A 16586-nucleotide genomic window follows, 5' to 3' on the forward strand; every position below is an offset into this window, starting at 1 on the left:
TGCCGGCCAAGCTTTTGCACGTCTCAAACGGCATGATGGCGCCACCTGATGAACATTACGGAAGTTTCATTGGGAGCGAGGTGCGACCGCACCTAGATTGACGGTCAGGCAAGGGGCTTGCCGACCCATTCGTGGAGACACCCAGCCATGCGCAAGGCACCTTTCCCCAGCACACTCAACCGCCGCCGGGCGCTTGGCCTGATTGCGGTGACGGCGGGCGGCAGCGCGCTCGTGCCGGTGCAGCTGTTTGCGCAGCAAGCCTCGCCGCAAGCGAACTCGCTGCTCTTGCCGGAAGCCGGCGTCTGCTCGATCACGCCTGAAACCACCGAAGGGCCCTATTATTTCGACCCGGAGCTCGAGCGCAGCGAAATCGCCGAAGGTCGTGAGGGTGTCGACCTCACCGTGCGCCTGCAGATCGTCGATGAAGCATGCAACCCGATCGAGGGCGCGCGCGTCGATCTCTGGCACTGCGACGCGACGGGGCACTATTCCGGCTATCCCGGCCAGGGCGACAATCGCGACGTCGATACGTCAGGCGAAAAATTCCTGCGCGGCTGGCAGCGGGCCGACACGGCCGGCATCGCGACTTTCCAGACCATCTATCCCGGCTGGTACCGCGGTCGCACCACCCACATCCACTTCAAGGCGTTTCCGGAGGAGGGCAGGGCCATGACCGGGCAGATGTTCTTTCCCGACGATCTCAGCGAGCAGATCTTCTCGACCAGGGCGCCCTACAATCAGCGTGGCGGACAACGCGACACGATGAACGCCGACGACGGCATCCTGCGCCGCGCCGGTTCCGGCGTGCAGAGCACGGTGCGCGAAGCCGCATTCGCCTACGAGGCGCTGATGATCGTTGCCGTGAGACGGGCAGGATGACGTCTATCGACTGGAAGATTTGCCGGCGAAGCGTATCTGTCATCGAACTGTAACATGCGTCTGGCACAGAGCGCTCGTGCGGGTGGTCGGTTGCCGGCAAAACGAGCAGGCAACAATCTCCCGTGCGGTCGATTGCAAAGGGCCACGCAGCAACTATTCTCGGCCATCACGGTACGAGGCGTGGCGCAGGAGATGCGGATGTCCAAGTCCAACAAAGGCGCGGCGATGAGCCGGCTTCACCAGGTCGCCCGACTGGCGCGCACCTCGCTGGCCGCACGGCTTCTGGCGCATGGTTTTTATGCCGGCCAGGACCAGATCATGCTGTCGCTGCACGATGATGACGGCCAGACCCCCGGCCAGCTCGCTTCGCGCCTCGGCGTGCGGCCGCCGACAATCACCAAGACCATCAACCGGCTGCAGGCCCAGGGGTTCCTGGAAAAGCGCGCATCCGACACCGACGCCCGCCAGGCCCACATCTTCCTCACCGAGACCGGCCGTGACGCCATCCGCGCCGTCGAGAAGTCGGTCAAGAAGACCGAAAAGCAAGCGCTCAAAGGTTTTGACAAGAAGGACGTCAAGCAGCTTTCCAAGCTCCTGCTGCGCATCGAGGCCAACCTGTCCGACCTGACCCTGATCGACGACGAGGCTGCCGCCGACGTCGAGGGCACGACCGAGGTCGAGCCCGAAGTGGAAGCCGAAGCGGCGGAGTAACCGTCACGGCAGAGACATTCCATCCCGGTATCCGGGATGGAAAATAGCCTGGTCTACGTCTTTTGCCTTGCTGGGCATCCGCGATAGGCGCAATAGCCAAGCATCCCTAGTCATTTGCCCGGCCTGCCAGCGTGTCTCCTCAAAAACCAGCAGAAACCGCAACGCCATCATCGGCGATCCTGCTGATATTTGCCTCGGGCCTGGTGTTTTCCTTCCTCGACACCAGCGCCAAGCATCTCGTCACATCAGGCATGGCGGCACCCTTCGTCACCTGGGTGCGTTTTGCCGTACATGCGCTGATCGTGCTCGTGCTGTTCAAGGCCTGGGAGCGGCCGGAGCGGCTGGTGCCGCAGAGCCTGTGGCTGCAGATCCTGCGCGCCGTCTTCATGTTCGGCTCGACGATCTTCAATTTCCTCGCGCTGCAGACCCTGCAACTGGCCGAAACCGTGTCGATCAACTTCGCCAGCCCGATGGTCATCACCGCCCTTGCCGGGCCGCTGCTTGGCGAATGGGCCGGCTGGCGGCGATGGCTCGCGGTCTTCGTCGGCTTCATCGGCGTGCTCGTCATCACCCGGCCGGGCTTCGGCGGCTTCGACATGGGGCACATCTTTTCGCTCTGCGCCATGCTGAGCTCGTCGCTGTACACCATCATGACGCGTCAGATGGGCAGGCGCGAGACGGCCGAGAGCCTGATCCTCTATTCGGCAGTGGTTCCTGCGCTCTTCATGCTGCCGGCCGTGCCGCTCGCCGGTTCGCTGCCGATACATCTTTATGACTGGCTGGTGTTGTTCGGGCTCGGCGTCTTCGGCGGCTTCGGCCACTGGCTGCTGATCAAGGCCTACCAGCGCGCCTCTGCCACGGCACTTGCGCCTTACCCCTATCTGCAGATGGTCTGGATGATCATCCTGGGCTGGCTGGTGTTCGACCAGTTGCCCGACCGCTGGACGCTTGCCGGTGCCGCGATCATCGTTGCCAGCGGCCTCTACATCATCCACCGCGAGCATACGCTGAGGGTCCGGAACCGCGCCGCGCCGAGTGCCGAAACCGAAGAGCTGGCAAAAAAGCTTTGATTTGCCGTTGAACAATGGCATACGGCTTTAAACGGTTTAAAAGACCGTCCGTTCACGCTTGCGGATGGAGGGCCCGCTGGCTCAGAAGATCAAGCTTTCGACGATAGCCGACGCGCTCGGCGTTTCGACCGCGACAGTATCGCTTGCGCTGCGCGACAGCCCTCTTGTCGCTGACGTCACCCGTGATCGCATCAAGCAGCATGCCCGCGAGATCGGCTACATCTACAACCGCCGCGCCGCCAGCTTGCGCACCTCGCGCTCGGGCATCGTGGGCGTCGTCGTCCACGACATCATGAATCCGTTCTATGCCGAGATCCTGCGCTCCATCGAGAGCGAGCTCGACCGCAGCCGCCAGACCTTCATTCTCTCCAACCACTATGACGATCTGGAGAAGCAGCGCACCTTCGTCGACACGCTTTTGCAGCTTGGCGCCGATGGCGTGATCATGTCGCCAGCCATCGGCACGCCGCCCGAGGACATCATCATGGCCGAGGAGAACGGCCTGCCGGCGGTGTTGATCGCGCGCTCTGTCGAAGGTGCAGAGGTGCCCGTTTTTCGCGGCGACGACGCCTATGGCACGGCGCTTGCCACCAACCACCTGATCTCGCTCGGCCACAAGCGCATCGCCATGATCGGCGGCACCGACCAGACCTCGACCGGCCGCCACCGCTATCAGGGTTATCTCAACGCCATGGAAGCGGCGGGCCTGGAAGTGCTGCCGACCTGGCGCATCGCCGGACCGCGCACCAAGCAGGGCGGCTTCGAGGCGGCCGGACAGTTCCTGGCGCTGAAGGACAAGCCGACCGCAGCCTGCTGCTGGAACGACCTCGTCGCCATCGGCCTGATGAACGGCATCGCGCGTGCCGGCCTCGTGCCGGGCATCGACGTTTCCGTCACCGGCTACGACGATCTCGAGGAAGCGCAGATCGCGACGCCGGCGCTGACCACTGTGTGGAACGGCCAGCGCGAGGTCGGCCGTCGAGCGGCAAGCGCGCTTCTAGACAAGCTCAACGGCCAGTCGGTGCGCCCGTCGCAGGAACTGATCAAGCCCGAGCTGCATGTCAGGCAGTCGACGGGAAAGCCCAAAGAGCGCACATGACTGTGCCAGCCATCGAGGCGCCGTCAGTCCTGATTCCCGGACTGCTGCACGCCCGCGTCACCGAGCGACTCAGATCGGCATTCCCGCTTGTCCATCTCGCATCGGGCGATCCGGCGCTGCTGACAGATGAAATGAAGGCCAAGGTCCGTGGCATAGCCTCGGCAGGCCGCGTCGATGCAGGCTTCATCGACGCACTCCCCAATCTCGAAATCATCGCCAATTTCGGCGTCGGCTACGACGGTGTGGATGCGCGCCACGCCGGCCTGCGCGGCATCATGGTCATCAACACGCCTGACGTCCTGACCGAAGAGGTTGCAGACGCGGCGGTCGGCCTGCTCATCAACGCTGTGCGCGAGCTGCCACGGGCCGAGATATGGCTGCGCGACGGGCGCTGGGTCAGCGAGGGTGACTATCGGCTGACGCCGGGCACGCTGCGCGGCCGCCGCATCGGCATCTTCGGCATGGGCCGCATCGGTCGTGCCATCGCCCGCCGGCTCGAAGCTTTCGGACTGCCGATCGCCTACCACAACCGCCGCCCGGTCGAGGGCTTGGCGTACGCCTACCATCCGACGCTGAAGGAACTGGCTTTGTCTGTCGACACGCTTGTGTCGGTTGCGCCAGCCACGCTGCAGACCGCAAAGATTGTCGATGCCGGCATTTTCGAGGCGCTCGGCGCCAACGGGGTTTTCGTCAATGTCGGCCGTGGCGCCACCGTCGATGAGGCAGCGCTTGTCGATGCCCTGTCGAAAGGCACGATCCTTGCCGCCGGCCTCGACGTCTTCGCTGACGAGCCCAATGTGCCGCAGGCCCTCATCGACTTGCCGAACGCTACGTTGCTGCCCCACGTGGCCTCCGCCACAGTTCATACCCGGCAAGCGATGGCCGACCTTGCGGCCGACAACATCTTTTCGTGGTTTTCACATGCGCGCCGGGCGCTGACGCCGGTACCCGAGACCGCTGACGTGACGGCCCGGGCATAGCAACCACCATTCGGCAAGTTCAACGGAAAGTCTGTCGGATCATTGCAGGTGCTGATCAGTCCTGAACTGCAGGTCGCGCAGACTAGATGAAGTTGGAAGGGGCATTCCCGTCTCTGAGGTTTTGGCTCCGCCCTCTCGTCACGTATATGCTAACCGCTTCTTCTTTCACGCATTTTGCGTGTCAGATATCAGTGTAAGTAATAATGACAATTTTCTCTTGTGGTTGTATTAAGGAAGTGTAATACTTTACATAGGCACAGCGCGGTTGGGGGATCGCAAGATGTCTAGGTGGCAATCCAGAATTTTTATCTGTTGTATGGCTCTGGCGCTTCCCGCTTGCGCCAATGTCACGGCTGTCCCGGTGAAGGGAAACTCACCGGTGGCGGGAATTCGTATCTACGAAGTCAAGCCGCTGCTTGTTGTAAGTGGTGACAGCGTCAGTCTGCTGATGGTGCCCAACTACAACAGGGCCTATGCGCTGAGGTTCAGCACCTTCCTCGCCAAGCATGACTTCGAGGCCGAGTTCCAGAATGGCTTCTTGACCAAGGTCAAGAGCAACCAGGACACGACAGCCGTCGCGGTCGCGCTCATCCAGTTGATCGAGGAGGCGGTGAAAAGCGGCAATCCCATCGGTGATGCCTTCAGCGGCAAGGCCGGAGGCTCCGGCAACCGCTTCGGCGTCTATGACATCGTCTTCGACAACGACGGCAACATCACTGGTTTGCGCCCGCTGGTTTCCGACTCGACGCTGCTCAAGGTACCCGAACGCCAGACAGTGGTTCCAGCGACGCCTGCCGGTGCCGGTACATCACCCGGCGGCACCATCAACGTCAATTAGCCATGTCCAGACGTCTTCCGACGGTGTGGGACATCCGACGCTCCGGCGCTGCGGATTTCGAGGCGCTGACCTCGAAACGCAATGTCCGCTACATGACAGTTGGCCACAAGGTGAAGAATGGCGTCAGGCTGCCCGAGAAGTCGCTCAACTTCTACGTGGCGCGGAAGGAGCAAGTGGCTCGCGAAGACGCCATTCCAAAGCAGATCGATTGGCTGGCTACGGATGGCCGCACAGCGGACACCATTGCGACGGATGTGACGGAACTCGGTTCCGAGCCGACCACCTTCGGCCTGCGTTCAGGCCATATACTGCGAGCTTTCGACAACGATGTCGGCGTGTGTGCGGTTGCCTACACCGACGGCGGGCGAAAATTCCTGCTCACCAACGCCCATGTCGTGGTGAATGCCGCTGCGGGTGGAGCGGCCGGCCCGGTCGATGTGCTCAACCGGACTGACGGCCAGTTCTATCGTTTCGGCGTGGTCGCCAATGCGTCGCAACTTCGGCCAGGTATCATCACAACGCATGACGTGGCGCGTATCGAAGTCAACCCGGCCTTCACCGTCGATGACTTCATGATTCTCGATCTGGACAACGATGTCGATCGGCTCGAAGGCATCGAAACGCTGTCTGCGCATCGATATTGGTATCGCGTCAACGGTCAGCAGTTCGAATGTGCATTCCCCGAGCGGGTGGTCGGCAGCGTTACCATCAACGTCGATGGAATCCACGTGCCTTATGCCGAATTCTGGCAGTTGCAGATGGTTGCTGGTGCCGTCGGCAAAGGGCATTCCGGTGCTCTGCTTTGCCGGTCGGAGGGCGCCGAGGTTGTGGCCTGCGGACTTGTCTTCGGTGGCGTCGCACCGAACCTGGTGTTCGCGTTTCCATTCAACAAGATGTGGAAAATCATCAACCCGAACTGACCGTCGCGCCACGTTCGGTGCGGCAATGCCGGATCGGTCGGCGGGCTCGGTCAAGTGGGAGGCGGAAAGCTACTCTGCTGCCGTCCGTGCAGCCTGCCGGGCGACCGCATGCGCGCGCACCGCATCGCCAAATGCCTTGAAGATGCGTTGCGAGACGTCGTCGGACTTGACCCAGTATTCGGGGTGCCATTGCACGCCGACGGCGAAGGCACGCGAATCTCGAACCGACACGGCTTCCACTGTGCCGTCAGGCGCCACGGCCTCGACCTGAAGCTTCGATCCTAGACGCTCGACCGCCTGGCGGTGGACCGAGTTGACCAGGATGTCGCCTGGGCCGAACACGCCGGCAAGGCAGCTGCCCGGCTTGATGGTCGCCACCTGGTGGATGGCGAAGCGTTCGTCCTGGTTGTCGCTGACCGGAGCCCGGTGATCGGCAATGCCTTCGCGCTCCTGGATCTCGGTGGCGAGCGAACCGCCGAGCGCCACGTTGAGCTCCTGAATGCCGCGGCAGATGGCGAGCAGCGGCACGCCGCGTTCGATCGCCTTGCGGATCAGCGGCATGGTGGTCGAGTCACGGGCGAAGTCGTAGGGGCCATTCGCTTCGGTCGCTTCCTCGCCATAGAGGCGAGGATCGACGTTGGACTTCGAGCCAGTCAGCATGACGCCGTCGACCGACGAGAGCAGCTCATCGAGGTCGAGGCGGTCGCCGAAATTGGGCACCAGCACGGGCAGCACCCTGGCGCCCGAGATCGCCGCCTCGAGATATTGCTGGGGTGCTGCATGCCAGGTGTAGTTCTCGAACTGCTTGACGTCTGACGAAACGGCGACGAGCGGCTGGTGCATGATGGGGTTCGAATCCTTGTGGAAAGCAGGCTGTTTCCCTGCCTACAAAATAGGCGATCCCGAGGCGCTTTTCCAACACAAGTTTGCATATCTCGTATGTGCCAGGCGGGCGGGCTTAGACTATAGTTTTAGATGCTTGCGCTGCCGCAGCGTTTTGCGCGGCCAAAGCTTCTCCGCCCTCTCGGGCGTGCTTTACTCATCCCCTTCGCCGTGTATTGTCGCGGTCGGCGTGAGTGGTGGGAGGCCAAATATTTCCCCAGCGTCGCATGTCTTTCGGTCCACTATGGGAGGATTTTGATGGATCGCCGTTCATTTATCAGGAAGGCCGGTACCACCGGCGTGGGAGCGGCCGCGGCCGCTGCGACGCTCGCGGCACCGGCGATTGCCCAGTCCAATCCCAAGATTACATGGCGGCTCGCGTCGTCTTTCCCCAAGTCGCTCGACACCATCTATGGCGGTGCTGAAGTCCTGTCGAAGCACCTGTCGGAAGCCACCGACGGCAACTTCACCATCCAGCCTTTCGCTGCCGGCGAAATCGTGCCCGGCCTGCAGGCGGCCGACGCCACGACCGCCGGTACGGTCGAAGCCTGCCACACGGTGGCATATTATTACTGGGGCAAGGACCCCACGTGGGCGCTGGGTGCGGCCGTACCGTTTGCGCTCAACGCACGCGGTATGAACGCCTGGCACTACCATGGCGGCGGCATCGACCTGTTCAACGAATTCTTGGCGACCCAGGGTCTCTACGGTCTGCCCGGCGGCAACACCGGCGTGCAGATGGGCGGCTGGTTCCGCAAGGAGATCAACACGGTCGCCGACCTGCAGGGCCTGAAGATGCGCATCGGCGGCTTCGCCGGCAAGGTCGTGGAGCGGCTCGGCGTGGTGCCGCAGCAGATCGCCGGCGGTGACATCTATCCGGCGCTGGAAAAGGGCACCATCGATGCTGCCGAATGGGTTGGCCCCTATGACGACGAGAAGCTCGGCTTCCAAAAGGTCGCGCCCTACTACTACTATCCCGGCTGGTGGGAAGGCGGCCCGACGGTCCATTTCATGTTCAACAAGGCCAAGGTCGACGAACTGCCGGCAGCCTACAAGGCACTGCTGCGCACGGCTGCCCAGGCTGCGGACGCGAACATGCTACAGAAGTACGACTTCCTCAACCCGACGGCGGTGAAGAGCCTGGTTGCCAACGGCGCGCAACTGCGTCCGTTCAGTCCGGAAATCCTCTCGGCCTGCTTCGACAAGGCCAACGAGGTCTATGCGGAGATGGAAGCCAGCAATCCGGCTTTCAAGAAGATCTGGGACTCGATCAAGGGCTTCCGCAAGGACCACTATCTGTGGGCCCAGATCGCCGAATACAACTACGACACCTTCATGATGATCCAACAGCGCAACGGCAAGCTCTAAGCTTTCCTGAACGCTTGGTTCAAAAACCCCGGGGCAACGCTCCGGGGTTTTTTCTTGTGCCTCAATGTGAGGCGACCTCGACGAGCACGCCGCCGGGGGCGTTGCAGTAGAAGGTCGTCGACTTGATGCCGCCGCGGGTCAGTTCCTGGACTTCGCCTGGAGTGAAGCCGGCGGCGGTCAGCTCGGCCTGCTTGGAGCGGACGATGTCGGGGCTGTCGACAAAGAAGCCGACATGGAAGCCAGAGGGGTAAGGGCCGTCGTCGCTCGCGGGCTTCATCAGGTTGAGCGCGAAGCCATCGCTGCCTGCCAGGACGGCAAAGGCGTCCTTGCCGCGCGTGGCGTCGAGCCTGAAGCCGAAATGCTCGGCGAAGAAGCCGGCAAGGGCGGCGACGTCAGATGTGGTGAGATTGGCGTGGTTGAGTTTCATTCTTGGTCTCCTGTTCGGTTTGAATGCGGACAGGATGTGCCGAGCCGACCGGAGATCGAGTGGACCAAATGCATTTGCCACAGACCCGCCGGTCGCGCGGCAAATGCCATCGCGGTCCGGCCGTGGGTCCTCCCGCGATGCGGTGGGCAGGCTTCCCCGAGGGGAAGTGACCGGACTTACCGAACCGGCCATGTCTTTTTCGGCGATCGCCGGATAGCAGTCTTCCGGGGTTTCCGCAAAGGCGATCTTAGTCATCGCGGATGATGTGCCCGGGCGCGTCATTGCTTTTATCTGTATTCTCCAGCCCACCTCGGCAAACAATTCCAAGTGCATTCTGGGTCACCGATCTTTAGGCAGAATCGTCTATTCAGCGCGAAAGACTTTGCGAGCGTCGGCTCGTCACGAAATGATTTGGCAATTTCGCATTTTGTTTTTTGCGCCATGTCGAAATTCGCTGATGGCTTCCGTTCTTGGGTCATAGGCAATCTCAAACGGTGATTTCGACATGACACTGACGACGACTACTCTCTACGCACTCCTCCTGACCCCGATCTGGTTCGTCCTGTGGATCAGAGTGACGTCCACCCGTTCCGAGCTCAACTGCTCGATCGGCGATCGTGGCGACCTCAATCTCCTGCAGAAGATCCGCCAGCACGGCAACTTCATCGAATGGGTGCCGTTCGTGCTGATCCTGATGGTGCTGGCCGAGGCCCAAGGTACCGACAGGCTCTGGCTGCACGCTGCCGGCATCCTGCTGGTCGTCGGCCGGCTCGCCCATCCCCTCGGCCTCAGGATCGACAATGCCGGCCACCCGCTGCGTTATGTCGGCAACGGCACCAACGTCCTGGCGGTCCTCGTGCTCGCCGTCGCACTTGTCCGGATCCTCACTGGGCTCTGATCCGCAACAAACCTGAGACACGGAGCTTTCTTATGAACCAGGTATTCCGGGAGTCCTCCGATCGATTCCAGAAACGCCGCAAGCTCTTGCGCGCCGCGCTGGTACTCACCTTCGCAGCGACGTTGCCGCTGCAGGCACAAACGGCCACAACTGCAACGGAAGGGAAAAAGACGATGCAATACATGCTGTTGATCTACGGCGACCCGAAGCTCGAACCGGCCTATGGCACGCCGGAGTTCCAGGCGATGATGGGCGGCTTCTTTGCGCTCAACGAACAGATGAAGGCCGACAAGGTACTGGTTTCGGGCGAAGGCCTGCAGGGCATCGAGACGGCCACCTCGGTGAAGCTGCGCGGCGGCAAGGTCGAGACCATGGACGGTCCGTTCGCCGAAACGCGCGAGCACCTTGGCGGCTACTACGTTGTCGACGTGCCCGATCTCGACAGCGCGCTGCGCTATGCCGCGATGGTGCCTTCGGCCGCTTGGGGCACCGTCGAGGTGCGCCCGCTCATGAGCTACAATCCGACAGAGCAGTAACATGGCTTCTGCCGCCTCCGGTGCCGTTGCTGTCACCAGGGCGCTCGACGCGCTGGTCCGCAACGACCGGGGGCGGCTGATGTCCGCCCTGATCGCCCGGCTGGGCAGTTTCCAGCTCGCCGAGGAAGCCTTTCAGGATGCGATGGTGTCGGCGGTTTCGCACTGGAGCCGCAACGGCGTGCCGTATTCGCCGCAGGGCTGGCTGCTGCAGGCCGCCTATCGCAAGGCGATCGACCGTATCAGGCAGAACAAGTCCGAAGAGCGAAAGGTCGATGATCTCAGGCCGCTGGTGCGCGACGAAGCGGCCGACGATCCAGACGACATCCCGGACGAACGCCTGCGGCTGATCTTCGCCTGCTGCCATCCGGCACTGGAAACCAAGTCGCAGGTCGCACTCACGCTTCGCACCATAGGCGGCCTCTCGACCCCGGAGATCGCGCGCGTCTTCCTCGACGCCGAGACGACGATGGGACAAAGGCTGTCGCGCGCCAAGTCCAAGATTTCAGCCGCACGCATCCCCTATGCCGTACCGGGTCCCGACGAATGGGCGACGCGGCTGCAGTCGGTGCTATCCGTCATCTACCTCATCTACACCGCTGGCTATGCCGCCGGCCCGGCCAACGGCCGCGACCTCGCCGAGGAAGCGTTGTTCCTGTGCAGGCTCTTGAACCGACTTCACCCTGACGATCCCGAGATCGAAGGCTGCTTGGCCTTGCTGCTCATCACCCAGGCGCGCTGCCACGCCCGTGTCGATGCCGAAGGCATCACGGTTGCGCTGGCCGAGCAGGACCGGACCAAATGGAACAGGGCGCAGATCGACGAAGGTCTCGGCCTGATCAAGACGGCGATGCAGCGTCGTGCGCCGGGGCCCTACCAGATCAAGGCGGCGATCGCTGCCTGTCACGTCCAGGGCGAGGTCTCGGACTGGCCGCAGATCGTCCTGCTCTATGACAGCCTGCTGCGCCTCGAGCCTACAGCCGTCGTGCGTCTCAATCGTGCGGTTGCTCTCGCTGAGGCGGGATGGCTGGAGGCTGGATTGCGTTCGCTCAATGCACTGGCCGCCGAGCTCAAGGCCTATCAGCCTTTTCACCCGGCGCGCGCCGAACTTCTGTCGCGCATGGGGCAGTTCAACGACGCTGCGGCGGCCTATGCGATGGCCATCGACCTGGCCGGCTCCGAGTCGGACGCAGCCTTCCTGCGGCGGCGGGCCCAGCAGGTGGCGAGATCGGCAGAGGCAGGCCGATTAGGCTGACCCGCTCGACTGGCGTTCATCTTGGGAACAAGAAGAAAGGGCGCCACGTGGGCGCCCTCTTGGCTTGTGGATCAGTTGAAGCTCGGTGGTTTCGAGAGATCGTTGGCCGGTGCGGCTGGTGCCGTGCCTGGAGCAGCCGGCGCGGTTCCCGGAGTTGCCGGTGCGCCGAGCGGCGGCAGGCCGAGGCCACCGCCGAGCCCGGGCATATCGGGCATCTTGATCTCGATGGTCGAGGGGTCGACCGTCTTGCCCTTGTAGTGCATCACCATCTGCGGGAAGGCGATGGTCAGGCCGATCATGATGATCTGGATGCAGACGAACGGCACCGCGCCCCAATAGATCTGGCCCGTCGTCACCGGCTGGATGTTCTTGCCGGTGATCCGGTCGAGATAGGGCACGCGTGCCGCGACCGAACGCAGGTAGAACAGCGCGAAGCCGAAGGGCGGGTGCATGAAGGACGTCTGCATGTTGACGCCGAGCAGCACGCCGAACCAGATCAGGTCGATGCCGAGCTTGTCTGCGGCAGGCGCCAGGAGCGGCACGATGATGAAGGCCAACTCGAAGAAGTCGAGGAAAAAGGCCAAGAGGAACACGAGGATGTTGACGGCGATCAGGAAGCCGACTTCGCCGCCGGGCAGCGACACCAGAAGGTGCTCGACCCAGAGGTGGCCGTTGACACCGTAGAAGGTCAGCGAGAAGACGCGGGCGCCGATCAGGATGAACAGCACGAAGGACGACAGGCGCGTGGTGGAGGCCAGCGCCTGCTTGATCACATCGAGGTTGAGGCGGCCCTTGGCGGCGGCCATGATCAGCGCACCGACAGCACCCATCGCGCCGCCTTCGGTTGGTGTCGCAATGCCGAGGAAGATGGTGCCGAGCACCAGGAATATCAGTGCCAGCGGCGGGATCAGCACGATGATCACCTGCTGGGCCAACCGTGACATCATATTGATCTTCATGCCGCGGTCGGCGATGGCAACGACGTAGATGAAGATGACACCGACGCAGGCGCCGAGGATGTCGGCATTGGCGCCGTGGGTGGGCGAGAGATAGACATGCGCCGCATAGGCGATGATGGCAGCGACAGCCAGTGCCACGAACAACGACGTGACGCCATGGCCGAGCGTGCGGGCCTCCAGGGGAAGTGCCGGCATCGACTTCGGCCGGATGATCGACATCAACAGGATGTAGCCCATGTAGAGGCCGGTCAACACCAGGCCGGGGATCAGCGCGCCCTTGTACATGTCGCCGACCGAGCGGCCGAGCTGGTCGGCGAGCACGATGAGCACCAGCGAGGGCGGGATGATCTGGGCAAGCGTGCCTGATGCCGCGATGACGCCGGAGGCAACGCGTCGGTCGTAGCCGTAGCGCAACATGATCGGCAGCGATATCAGGCCCATGGCGATGACCGAGGCGGCAACCACGCCGGTGGTCGCAGCCAGAAGCGCACCAACGAAGATGACGGCATAAGCGAGACCGCCGCGGATCGGTCCGAACAGCTGACCTATGGTGTCGAGCAGGTCCTCGGCCATGCCGGAGCGTTCGAGCACGATGCCCATGAAGGTGAAGAAAGGGATCGCCAGAAGCGTCTCGTTCGACATCACCCCCCAGAAACGTTCCGGCAAGGCATAGAGCAGTGGCCAGGACAGGTTGATCGAGCCGTTCGAATAGGGTGCGAGCTCCACCCCGATGAAGAAAAACAGCAGGCCGTTGGCGGCGAGCGAAAAGGCTACGGGGTAACCCAGCAGCATGAAGATGATGAGCGAGAAGAACATGATCGGCGCCATGTTCTGGGCGATGAACTCGATCATGGGCGTACCTCGTCGGCCAGGGCCTTGCCTTCGAGTTCAGCCTGCTCGTGTGCGGAGATGAACGGGTTGGGATCCTCCATGTCGCCGCGCATGATGGCGACCTTCTTGATGATCTCGGAGACGCCCTGCAGGCCGAGCTGCACGAAACCGATCAGCAGCAGCGCTTTTGCCGGCCACAGGATCAGGCCGCCGGCGCTCGAAGACATTTCGCCGGAGCGGAACGACAGGCTGACATAGGGGATGAAGTAGAAGATCATCAGCAGGACGAAGGGCATCAGGAACAGCACATGGCCGAGCAGGTCGATCCAGTGCTGCACGCGGCGCGAGAACAGGCCGTAGACGATGTCGATGCGGATGTGTTCGTTCTGCTTCAGCGTGTAGGCTGCTGCAAGCATGAAGGCGGCACCGAACAGGTACCACTGCAGTTCCAGCCAGGCGTTCGACGACATGTTGAATGTCTTGCGCACCACCGCGTTGCCTGCGCTCACGAGGATGGCGAGCAGGATCGCCCATGCCACCGTCTTGCCGATCGCTTCGTTGATACGGTCAATGGCTCTGGATAGAGCGAGAAGCCCTGCCATGCATTCCTCCCAGGTTGTGTGGGGCAGCCGTTGTTCCCCGACGTTCTTTTTCGGCACTCCCGATGTCATGGGTATGCCGGTCAAGGGTGCGGCGTCAACATAACGCGCCGTTCCCGTCAATTGCTGCGAAGGTAGCAAAACAAGGGAAAAGACCAGAAGGTCGCGCGGTATGCGACCAAAGTCGAAGGCCATTTCGCGGTCAGGCCCGGCTTAGTGCGTCCTTGCGGTCGCCGGTCAGCACAAGCATCGCCGCGAGCAGGCCATACATCCAGGCGTCGCGCCATTCGATCGGGAAATAGCCGGCCCAGAGCGACTCGGCGATACCGAAGGCGGCAGCACCGAGTGCTGCCTTTCCAGGGGCGTAATAGCCACCAACCGCGGTGATGAACAGGATCTTCAAGCCGTAGACCAGGCCGGCGCCAAAGCCGAGATTGCCGTAATAAAGTGCTGCCAGAACACCGGCCAGGCCGGCGCACAGGCCACCCAACAGCAGGGCACGGTGGAACACCCGTGCCGTGTCGATGCCGCAAAGTTTGGCGGCAAAGGGATCGTCGGCGACCGCTCGCCAGTTTCGGCCGAAATTCGATCGCGCCAACCTGAAAGCACCCCAGGTGATGACGGCGACCACCACTGCCGTGTTGATCAGCTGGATCACCGTCAGCGTCGCGACGAAATTGCCATCTGAGCCAAAGACCACCGGCGTCGCCAGCATCGGCGGCAGCCAGTAGTCGTGCGTGTCGGCAGCAATGCGGCTCATCTCCATCAGCACGATCATCACGCCGAGCGTGGCGGCGACGATGGCGTTGGGCGAGCGGTTGGCGAGAGGTGCAAAGACCGAACGCGACATCACCCGGCTCACAAGAGCGGCATAGGCGAGCGCCACGACGATGCCGAAGGCGATCGTCGCCGGCAGCGTCAGCCACATCGCCTGGTAGCCGTAGACGGCGGCGAGGATCATCGTCTGGCCCGAGAAGGCGAAGATGCCGCCAAAAGCAAGGTTGGTGCGCTGGAGCAGGCCGTTGCCGAGCGCATAACCGAAGGCCAGCAGGCCGTAGATCGCCGCCGAATGCACGCCGTTGAGAAGCTGTTGCAGGAAATAGAGCATGCGTTGTCCGGCGGCGCCCACTTGTCGCGCTGCCGCAAAGACTGCGCCCGCGATACTAACTTGTCAAATTGCATTTACCAGTTAGATTGAGGCATGGCAGTCTCCTGGACCCAACATCGTTTCTCTGGCGGCGTGCTCGCGCTCGACACCGCCAACACAGTGGTGTTGCGGGGTGATGCAGCGCGCAGCTTCGACCGTTTCGACGAGCCCATGGAGATCGCCCGCTTCGCCGCTGCGGCCAGCGGCTTTCGCGCCGACGAGCTGAAGGGCAGGGCGCTGGCCGCTCCCGACCCTCTGGCGATTGCCGGCAAGGTGATTGCCATTCGTGAAGCCACCGACCGCCTGATGCGAAGCAGCGTCATCGACGGCGCGCTTGCCACGGCCGATATGCCCGCTTTCCTCAACGCCTGTGCCAGTGGGCTCATTGGTGCGCGCGAAAGCCTGAGTGCCGCAACCCCCTTCGGTGCCACGCCGGAACCATTGGCCTTCGAGGCAGCACTCGCCGTATCGGCGCTGTCGCTCTTATCCGCCGCCACCATGTCCCGGCTCAGGATTTGCCCGAACTGCAACTGGCTGTTTCTCGATCGCAGTCGCAACGGCAGCCGCTTGTGGTGCGACATGGCCGTCTGCGGCAACCGTCAGAAGGCGAAGCGCCATTACAGCAGGCGCAAGGAGGTGCAAAATGCCTGAGCGCAAATTTTTGCGTGCCGCCTTTGCCCTTTTGGCATTTGCCTCGCTGGCATTGGCTGGCTGCCGAGAAACCGGCGGCGAGGATGAGCATTTCGAACTGTCCGGCCGGCTGTTCGTCTTCAACTACCGGGTCGCGACCGTACAGTATCTTGTCACCCTGAGGCCACTGAAGCCGATCGGCGAGGGCGAAGTTGCGGTCGCTACCTTCGAAAACCCCGCCGGGGGCGAGGCGATCATCGTCCGCCAGAAGATATGGCCGCTTAATGACAAGGTGACGATCAACAGCCCGCCGCTCGAATGCGTGGTCAAGGACAGGCCCTACAAGGTGTCGATCCGCATCGAGGATGCCAGCGGCGAGCTGATGCAGGCGCTGGAGACGACGATGGCCTCGTCACAAGACCAGTCGGTGCTGCCCGACAAGCCGCTCGTCGTCGGCCCGTTCTACGATCCCAATCCGGAACTTGAGGGGCATCCCGACGGTCACCTGCCCGGAGGCCGCGGCGTGACCTGTCCGCCCGCCGCCTGAGCTTCTCTCCGAA

Annotated in this window: 18 protein-coding genes; 13 read left to right on the forward strand and 5 right to left on the reverse strand. The window is 62.6% G+C overall.

Annotated elements, in window-relative coordinates:
• The first annotated feature begins 147 nt into the window (after positions 1–147).
• The 7 genes from SLT36_RS08885 (at position 148) to SLT36_RS08915 (ending at position 6497) form a co-directional block, all read left to right on the forward strand.
• Positions 148–879 (forward strand): intradiol ring-cleavage dioxygenase, encoded by a 732-nt coding sequence (locus SLT36_RS08885; RefSeq protein WP_432286922.1) that lies wholly within the window; start codon positions 148–150, stop codon positions 877–879.
• Between the two features lie 198 nt (positions 880–1077).
• Positions 1078–1590 (forward strand): MarR family winged helix-turn-helix transcriptional regulator, encoded by a 513-nt coding sequence (locus SLT36_RS08890; RefSeq protein ID WP_067966171.1) that lies wholly within the window; start codon positions 1078–1080, stop codon positions 1588–1590.
• Positions 1591–1721: 131 nt separating this feature from the next.
• Entirely contained in the window at positions 1722–2660 is a 939-nt protein-coding gene (locus tag SLT36_RS08895) for a DMT family transporter (RefSeq protein ID WP_432286923.1), read from the forward strand.
• Between the two features lie 64 nt (positions 2661–2724).
• Positions 2725–3759 carry a LacI family DNA-binding transcriptional regulator gene (locus SLT36_RS08900; RefSeq protein WP_067958100.1) on the forward strand — a complete coding sequence of 345 codons (1035 nt, stop codon included), beginning with the start codon at positions 2725–2727 and terminating at the stop codon, positions 3757–3759.
• Positions 3756–4739, forward strand: coding sequence for a 2-hydroxyacid dehydrogenase (locus tag SLT36_RS08905; protein WP_432286925.1), 984 nt, complete (start codon positions 3756–3758; stop codon positions 4737–4739). The genes SLT36_RS08900 and SLT36_RS08905 overlap by 4 nt, the downstream gene beginning before the upstream one ends.
• Before the next feature lie 379 nt (positions 4740–5118).
• Positions 5119–5577, forward strand: a complete 459-nt coding sequence (locus tag SLT36_RS08910; protein WP_432286926.1) for a hypothetical protein — start codon at positions 5119–5121, stop codon at positions 5575–5577.
• A 2-nt stretch (positions 5578–5579) separates the two neighbouring features.
• Positions 5580–6497, forward strand: coding sequence for a hypothetical protein (locus tag SLT36_RS08915; RefSeq protein WP_432286927.1), 918 nt, complete (start codon positions 5580–5582; stop codon positions 6495–6497).
• Between the two features lie 69 nt (positions 6498–6566).
• On the opposite strand, the gene SLT36_RS08920 is transcribed toward SLT36_RS08915, so the two are convergent.
• Positions 6567–7340 carry a gamma-glutamyl-gamma-aminobutyrate hydrolase family protein gene (locus SLT36_RS08920; RefSeq protein WP_432286929.1) on the reverse strand — a complete coding sequence of 258 codons (774 nt, stop codon included), beginning with the start codon at positions 7338–7340 and terminating at the stop codon, positions 6567–6569.
• A 297-nt stretch (positions 7341–7637) separates the two neighbouring features.
• Here SLT36_RS08920 and SLT36_RS08925 point away from each other — a divergent pair, with 297 nt between their 5' ends.
• A complete protein-coding gene (locus SLT36_RS08925; RefSeq protein ID WP_067958106.1) occupies positions 7638–8747 on the forward strand; it encodes a TRAP transporter substrate-binding protein in 1110 nt (369 codons plus the stop codon).
• A gap of 61 nt (positions 8748–8808) precedes the next feature.
• Here the strand turns inward: SLT36_RS08925 and SLT36_RS08930 are convergent, their stop codons facing one another.
• On the reverse strand, positions 8809–9174 hold the full coding sequence (locus SLT36_RS08930) for a VOC family protein (RefSeq protein ID WP_432286931.1): 366 nt from the start codon (positions 9172–9174) through the stop codon (positions 8809–8811).
• Between the two features lie 505 nt (positions 9175–9679).
• Between SLT36_RS08930 and SLT36_RS08935 the strand changes: the two genes are divergently transcribed.
• Genes SLT36_RS08935 through SLT36_RS08945 form a run of 3 tightly spaced genes read left to right on the forward strand, consistent with a single transcriptional unit; the run spans position 9680 to position 11860 of the window.
• Positions 9680–10072, forward strand: a complete 393-nt coding sequence (locus SLT36_RS08935; RefSeq protein ID WP_432286933.1) for an MAPEG family protein — start codon at positions 9680–9682, stop codon at positions 10070–10072.
• 32 nt (positions 10073–10104) lie between these two features.
• A complete protein-coding gene (locus tag SLT36_RS08940) occupies positions 10105–10608 on the forward strand; it encodes a YciI family protein (protein WP_432286934.1) in 504 nt (167 codons plus the stop codon).
• A 1-nt stretch (position 10609) separates the two neighbouring features.
• Positions 10610–11860 carry an RNA polymerase sigma factor gene (locus SLT36_RS08945; protein WP_432286936.1) on the forward strand — a complete coding sequence of 417 codons (1251 nt, stop codon included), beginning with the start codon at positions 10610–10612 and terminating at the stop codon, positions 11858–11860.
• A gap of 71 nt (positions 11861–11931) precedes the next feature.
• On the opposite strand, the gene SLT36_RS08950 is transcribed toward SLT36_RS08945, so the two are convergent.
• The 3 genes from SLT36_RS08950 to SLT36_RS08960 form a co-directional block, all read right to left on the reverse strand.
• Positions 11932–13671: a TRAP transporter large permease gene (locus SLT36_RS08950; protein ID WP_432286938.1), complete on the reverse strand. Its 1740-nt coding sequence runs from the start codon at positions 13669–13671 to the stop codon at positions 11932–11934.
• Complete coding sequence (locus SLT36_RS08955; RefSeq protein WP_432286939.1) at positions 13668–14252, reverse strand: TRAP transporter small permease subunit; 585 nt, start codon at positions 14250–14252, stop codon at positions 13668–13670. The genes SLT36_RS08950 and SLT36_RS08955 overlap by 4 nt, the downstream gene beginning before the upstream one ends.
• 199 nt (positions 14253–14451) lie before the next feature.
• Positions 14452–15357, reverse strand: a complete 906-nt coding sequence (locus SLT36_RS08960) for a branched-chain amino acid ABC transporter permease (RefSeq protein WP_432286940.1) — start codon at positions 15355–15357, stop codon at positions 14452–14454.
• Between the two features lie 93 nt (positions 15358–15450).
• On the opposite strand from SLT36_RS08960, the gene SLT36_RS08965 reads away from it, so the two are divergent.
• Entirely contained in the window at positions 15451–16047 is a 597-nt protein-coding gene (locus SLT36_RS08965; protein WP_432286941.1) for a CGNR zinc finger domain-containing protein, read from the forward strand.
• Positions 16040–16573, forward strand: a complete 534-nt coding sequence (locus SLT36_RS08970) for a hypothetical protein (protein WP_432286943.1) — start codon at positions 16040–16042, stop codon at positions 16571–16573. Before SLT36_RS08965 ends, SLT36_RS08970 begins: the two co-directional genes overlap by 8 nt.
• The last annotated feature ends 13 nt before the right edge of the window (positions 16574–16586 follow it).

The organism is Aminobacter sp. BA135 (assembly GCF_050859125.1).
GTDB classification, from domain to species: Bacteria; Pseudomonadota; Alphaproteobacteria; order Rhizobiales; family Rhizobiaceae; genus Aminobacter; species Aminobacter ciceronei.

Excerpts from the sequence above, each read along its gene's own strand:
- SLT36_RS08885 (WP_432286922.1), top strand. The coding sequence starts at position 148 with ATGCGCAAGGCACCTTTCCCCAGCACACTCAACCGCCGCCGGGCGCTT.
- SLT36_RS08890 (WP_067966171.1), top strand. The coding sequence starts at position 1,078 with ATGTCCAAGTCCAACAAAGGCGCGGCGATGAGCCGGCTTCACCAGGTC.
- SLT36_RS08900 (WP_067958100.1), top strand. The coding sequence starts at position 2,725 with ATGGAGGGCCCGCTGGCTCAGAAGATCAAGCTTTCGACGATAGCCGAC.
- SLT36_RS08905 (WP_432286925.1), top strand. The coding sequence starts at position 3,756 with ATGACTGTGCCAGCCATCGAGGCGCCGTCAGTCCTGATTCCCGGACTG.
- SLT36_RS08915 (WP_432286927.1), top strand. The coding sequence starts at position 5,580 with ATGTCCAGACGTCTTCCGACGGTGTGGGACATCCGACGCTCCGGCGCT.
- SLT36_RS08920 (WP_432286929.1), bottom strand. The coding sequence starts at position 7,340 with ATGCACCAGCCGCTCGTCGCCGTTTCGTCAGACGTCAAGCAGTTCGAG.
- SLT36_RS08925 (WP_067958106.1), top strand. The coding sequence starts at position 7,638 with ATGGATCGCCGTTCATTTATCAGGAAGGCCGGTACCACCGGCGTGGGA.
- SLT36_RS08930 (WP_432286931.1), bottom strand. The coding sequence starts at position 9,174 with ATGAAACTCAACCACGCCAATCTCACCACATCTGACGTCGCCGCCCTT.
- SLT36_RS08935 (WP_432286933.1), top strand. The coding sequence starts at position 9,680 with ATGACACTGACGACGACTACTCTCTACGCACTCCTCCTGACCCCGATC.
- SLT36_RS08940 (WP_432286934.1), top strand. The coding sequence starts at position 10,105 with ATGAACCAGGTATTCCGGGAGTCCTCCGATCGATTCCAGAAACGCCGC.
- SLT36_RS08945 (WP_432286936.1), top strand. The coding sequence starts at position 10,610 with ATGGCTTCTGCCGCCTCCGGTGCCGTTGCTGTCACCAGGGCGCTCGAC.
- SLT36_RS08950 (WP_432286938.1), bottom strand. The coding sequence starts at position 13,671 with ATGATCGAGTTCATCGCCCAGAACATGGCGCCGATCATGTTCTTCTCG.
- SLT36_RS08955 (WP_432286939.1), bottom strand. The coding sequence starts at position 14,252 with ATGGCAGGGCTTCTCGCTCTATCCAGAGCCATTGACCGTATCAACGAA.
- SLT36_RS08960 (WP_432286940.1), bottom strand. The coding sequence starts at position 15,357 with ATGCTCTATTTCCTGCAACAGCTTCTCAACGGCGTGCATTCGGCGGCG.
- SLT36_RS08965 (WP_432286941.1), top strand. The coding sequence starts at position 15,451 with ATGGCAGTCTCCTGGACCCAACATCGTTTCTCTGGCGGCGTGCTCGCG.
- SLT36_RS08970 (WP_432286943.1), top strand. The coding sequence starts at position 16,040 with ATGCCTGAGCGCAAATTTTTGCGTGCCGCCTTTGCCCTTTTGGCATTT.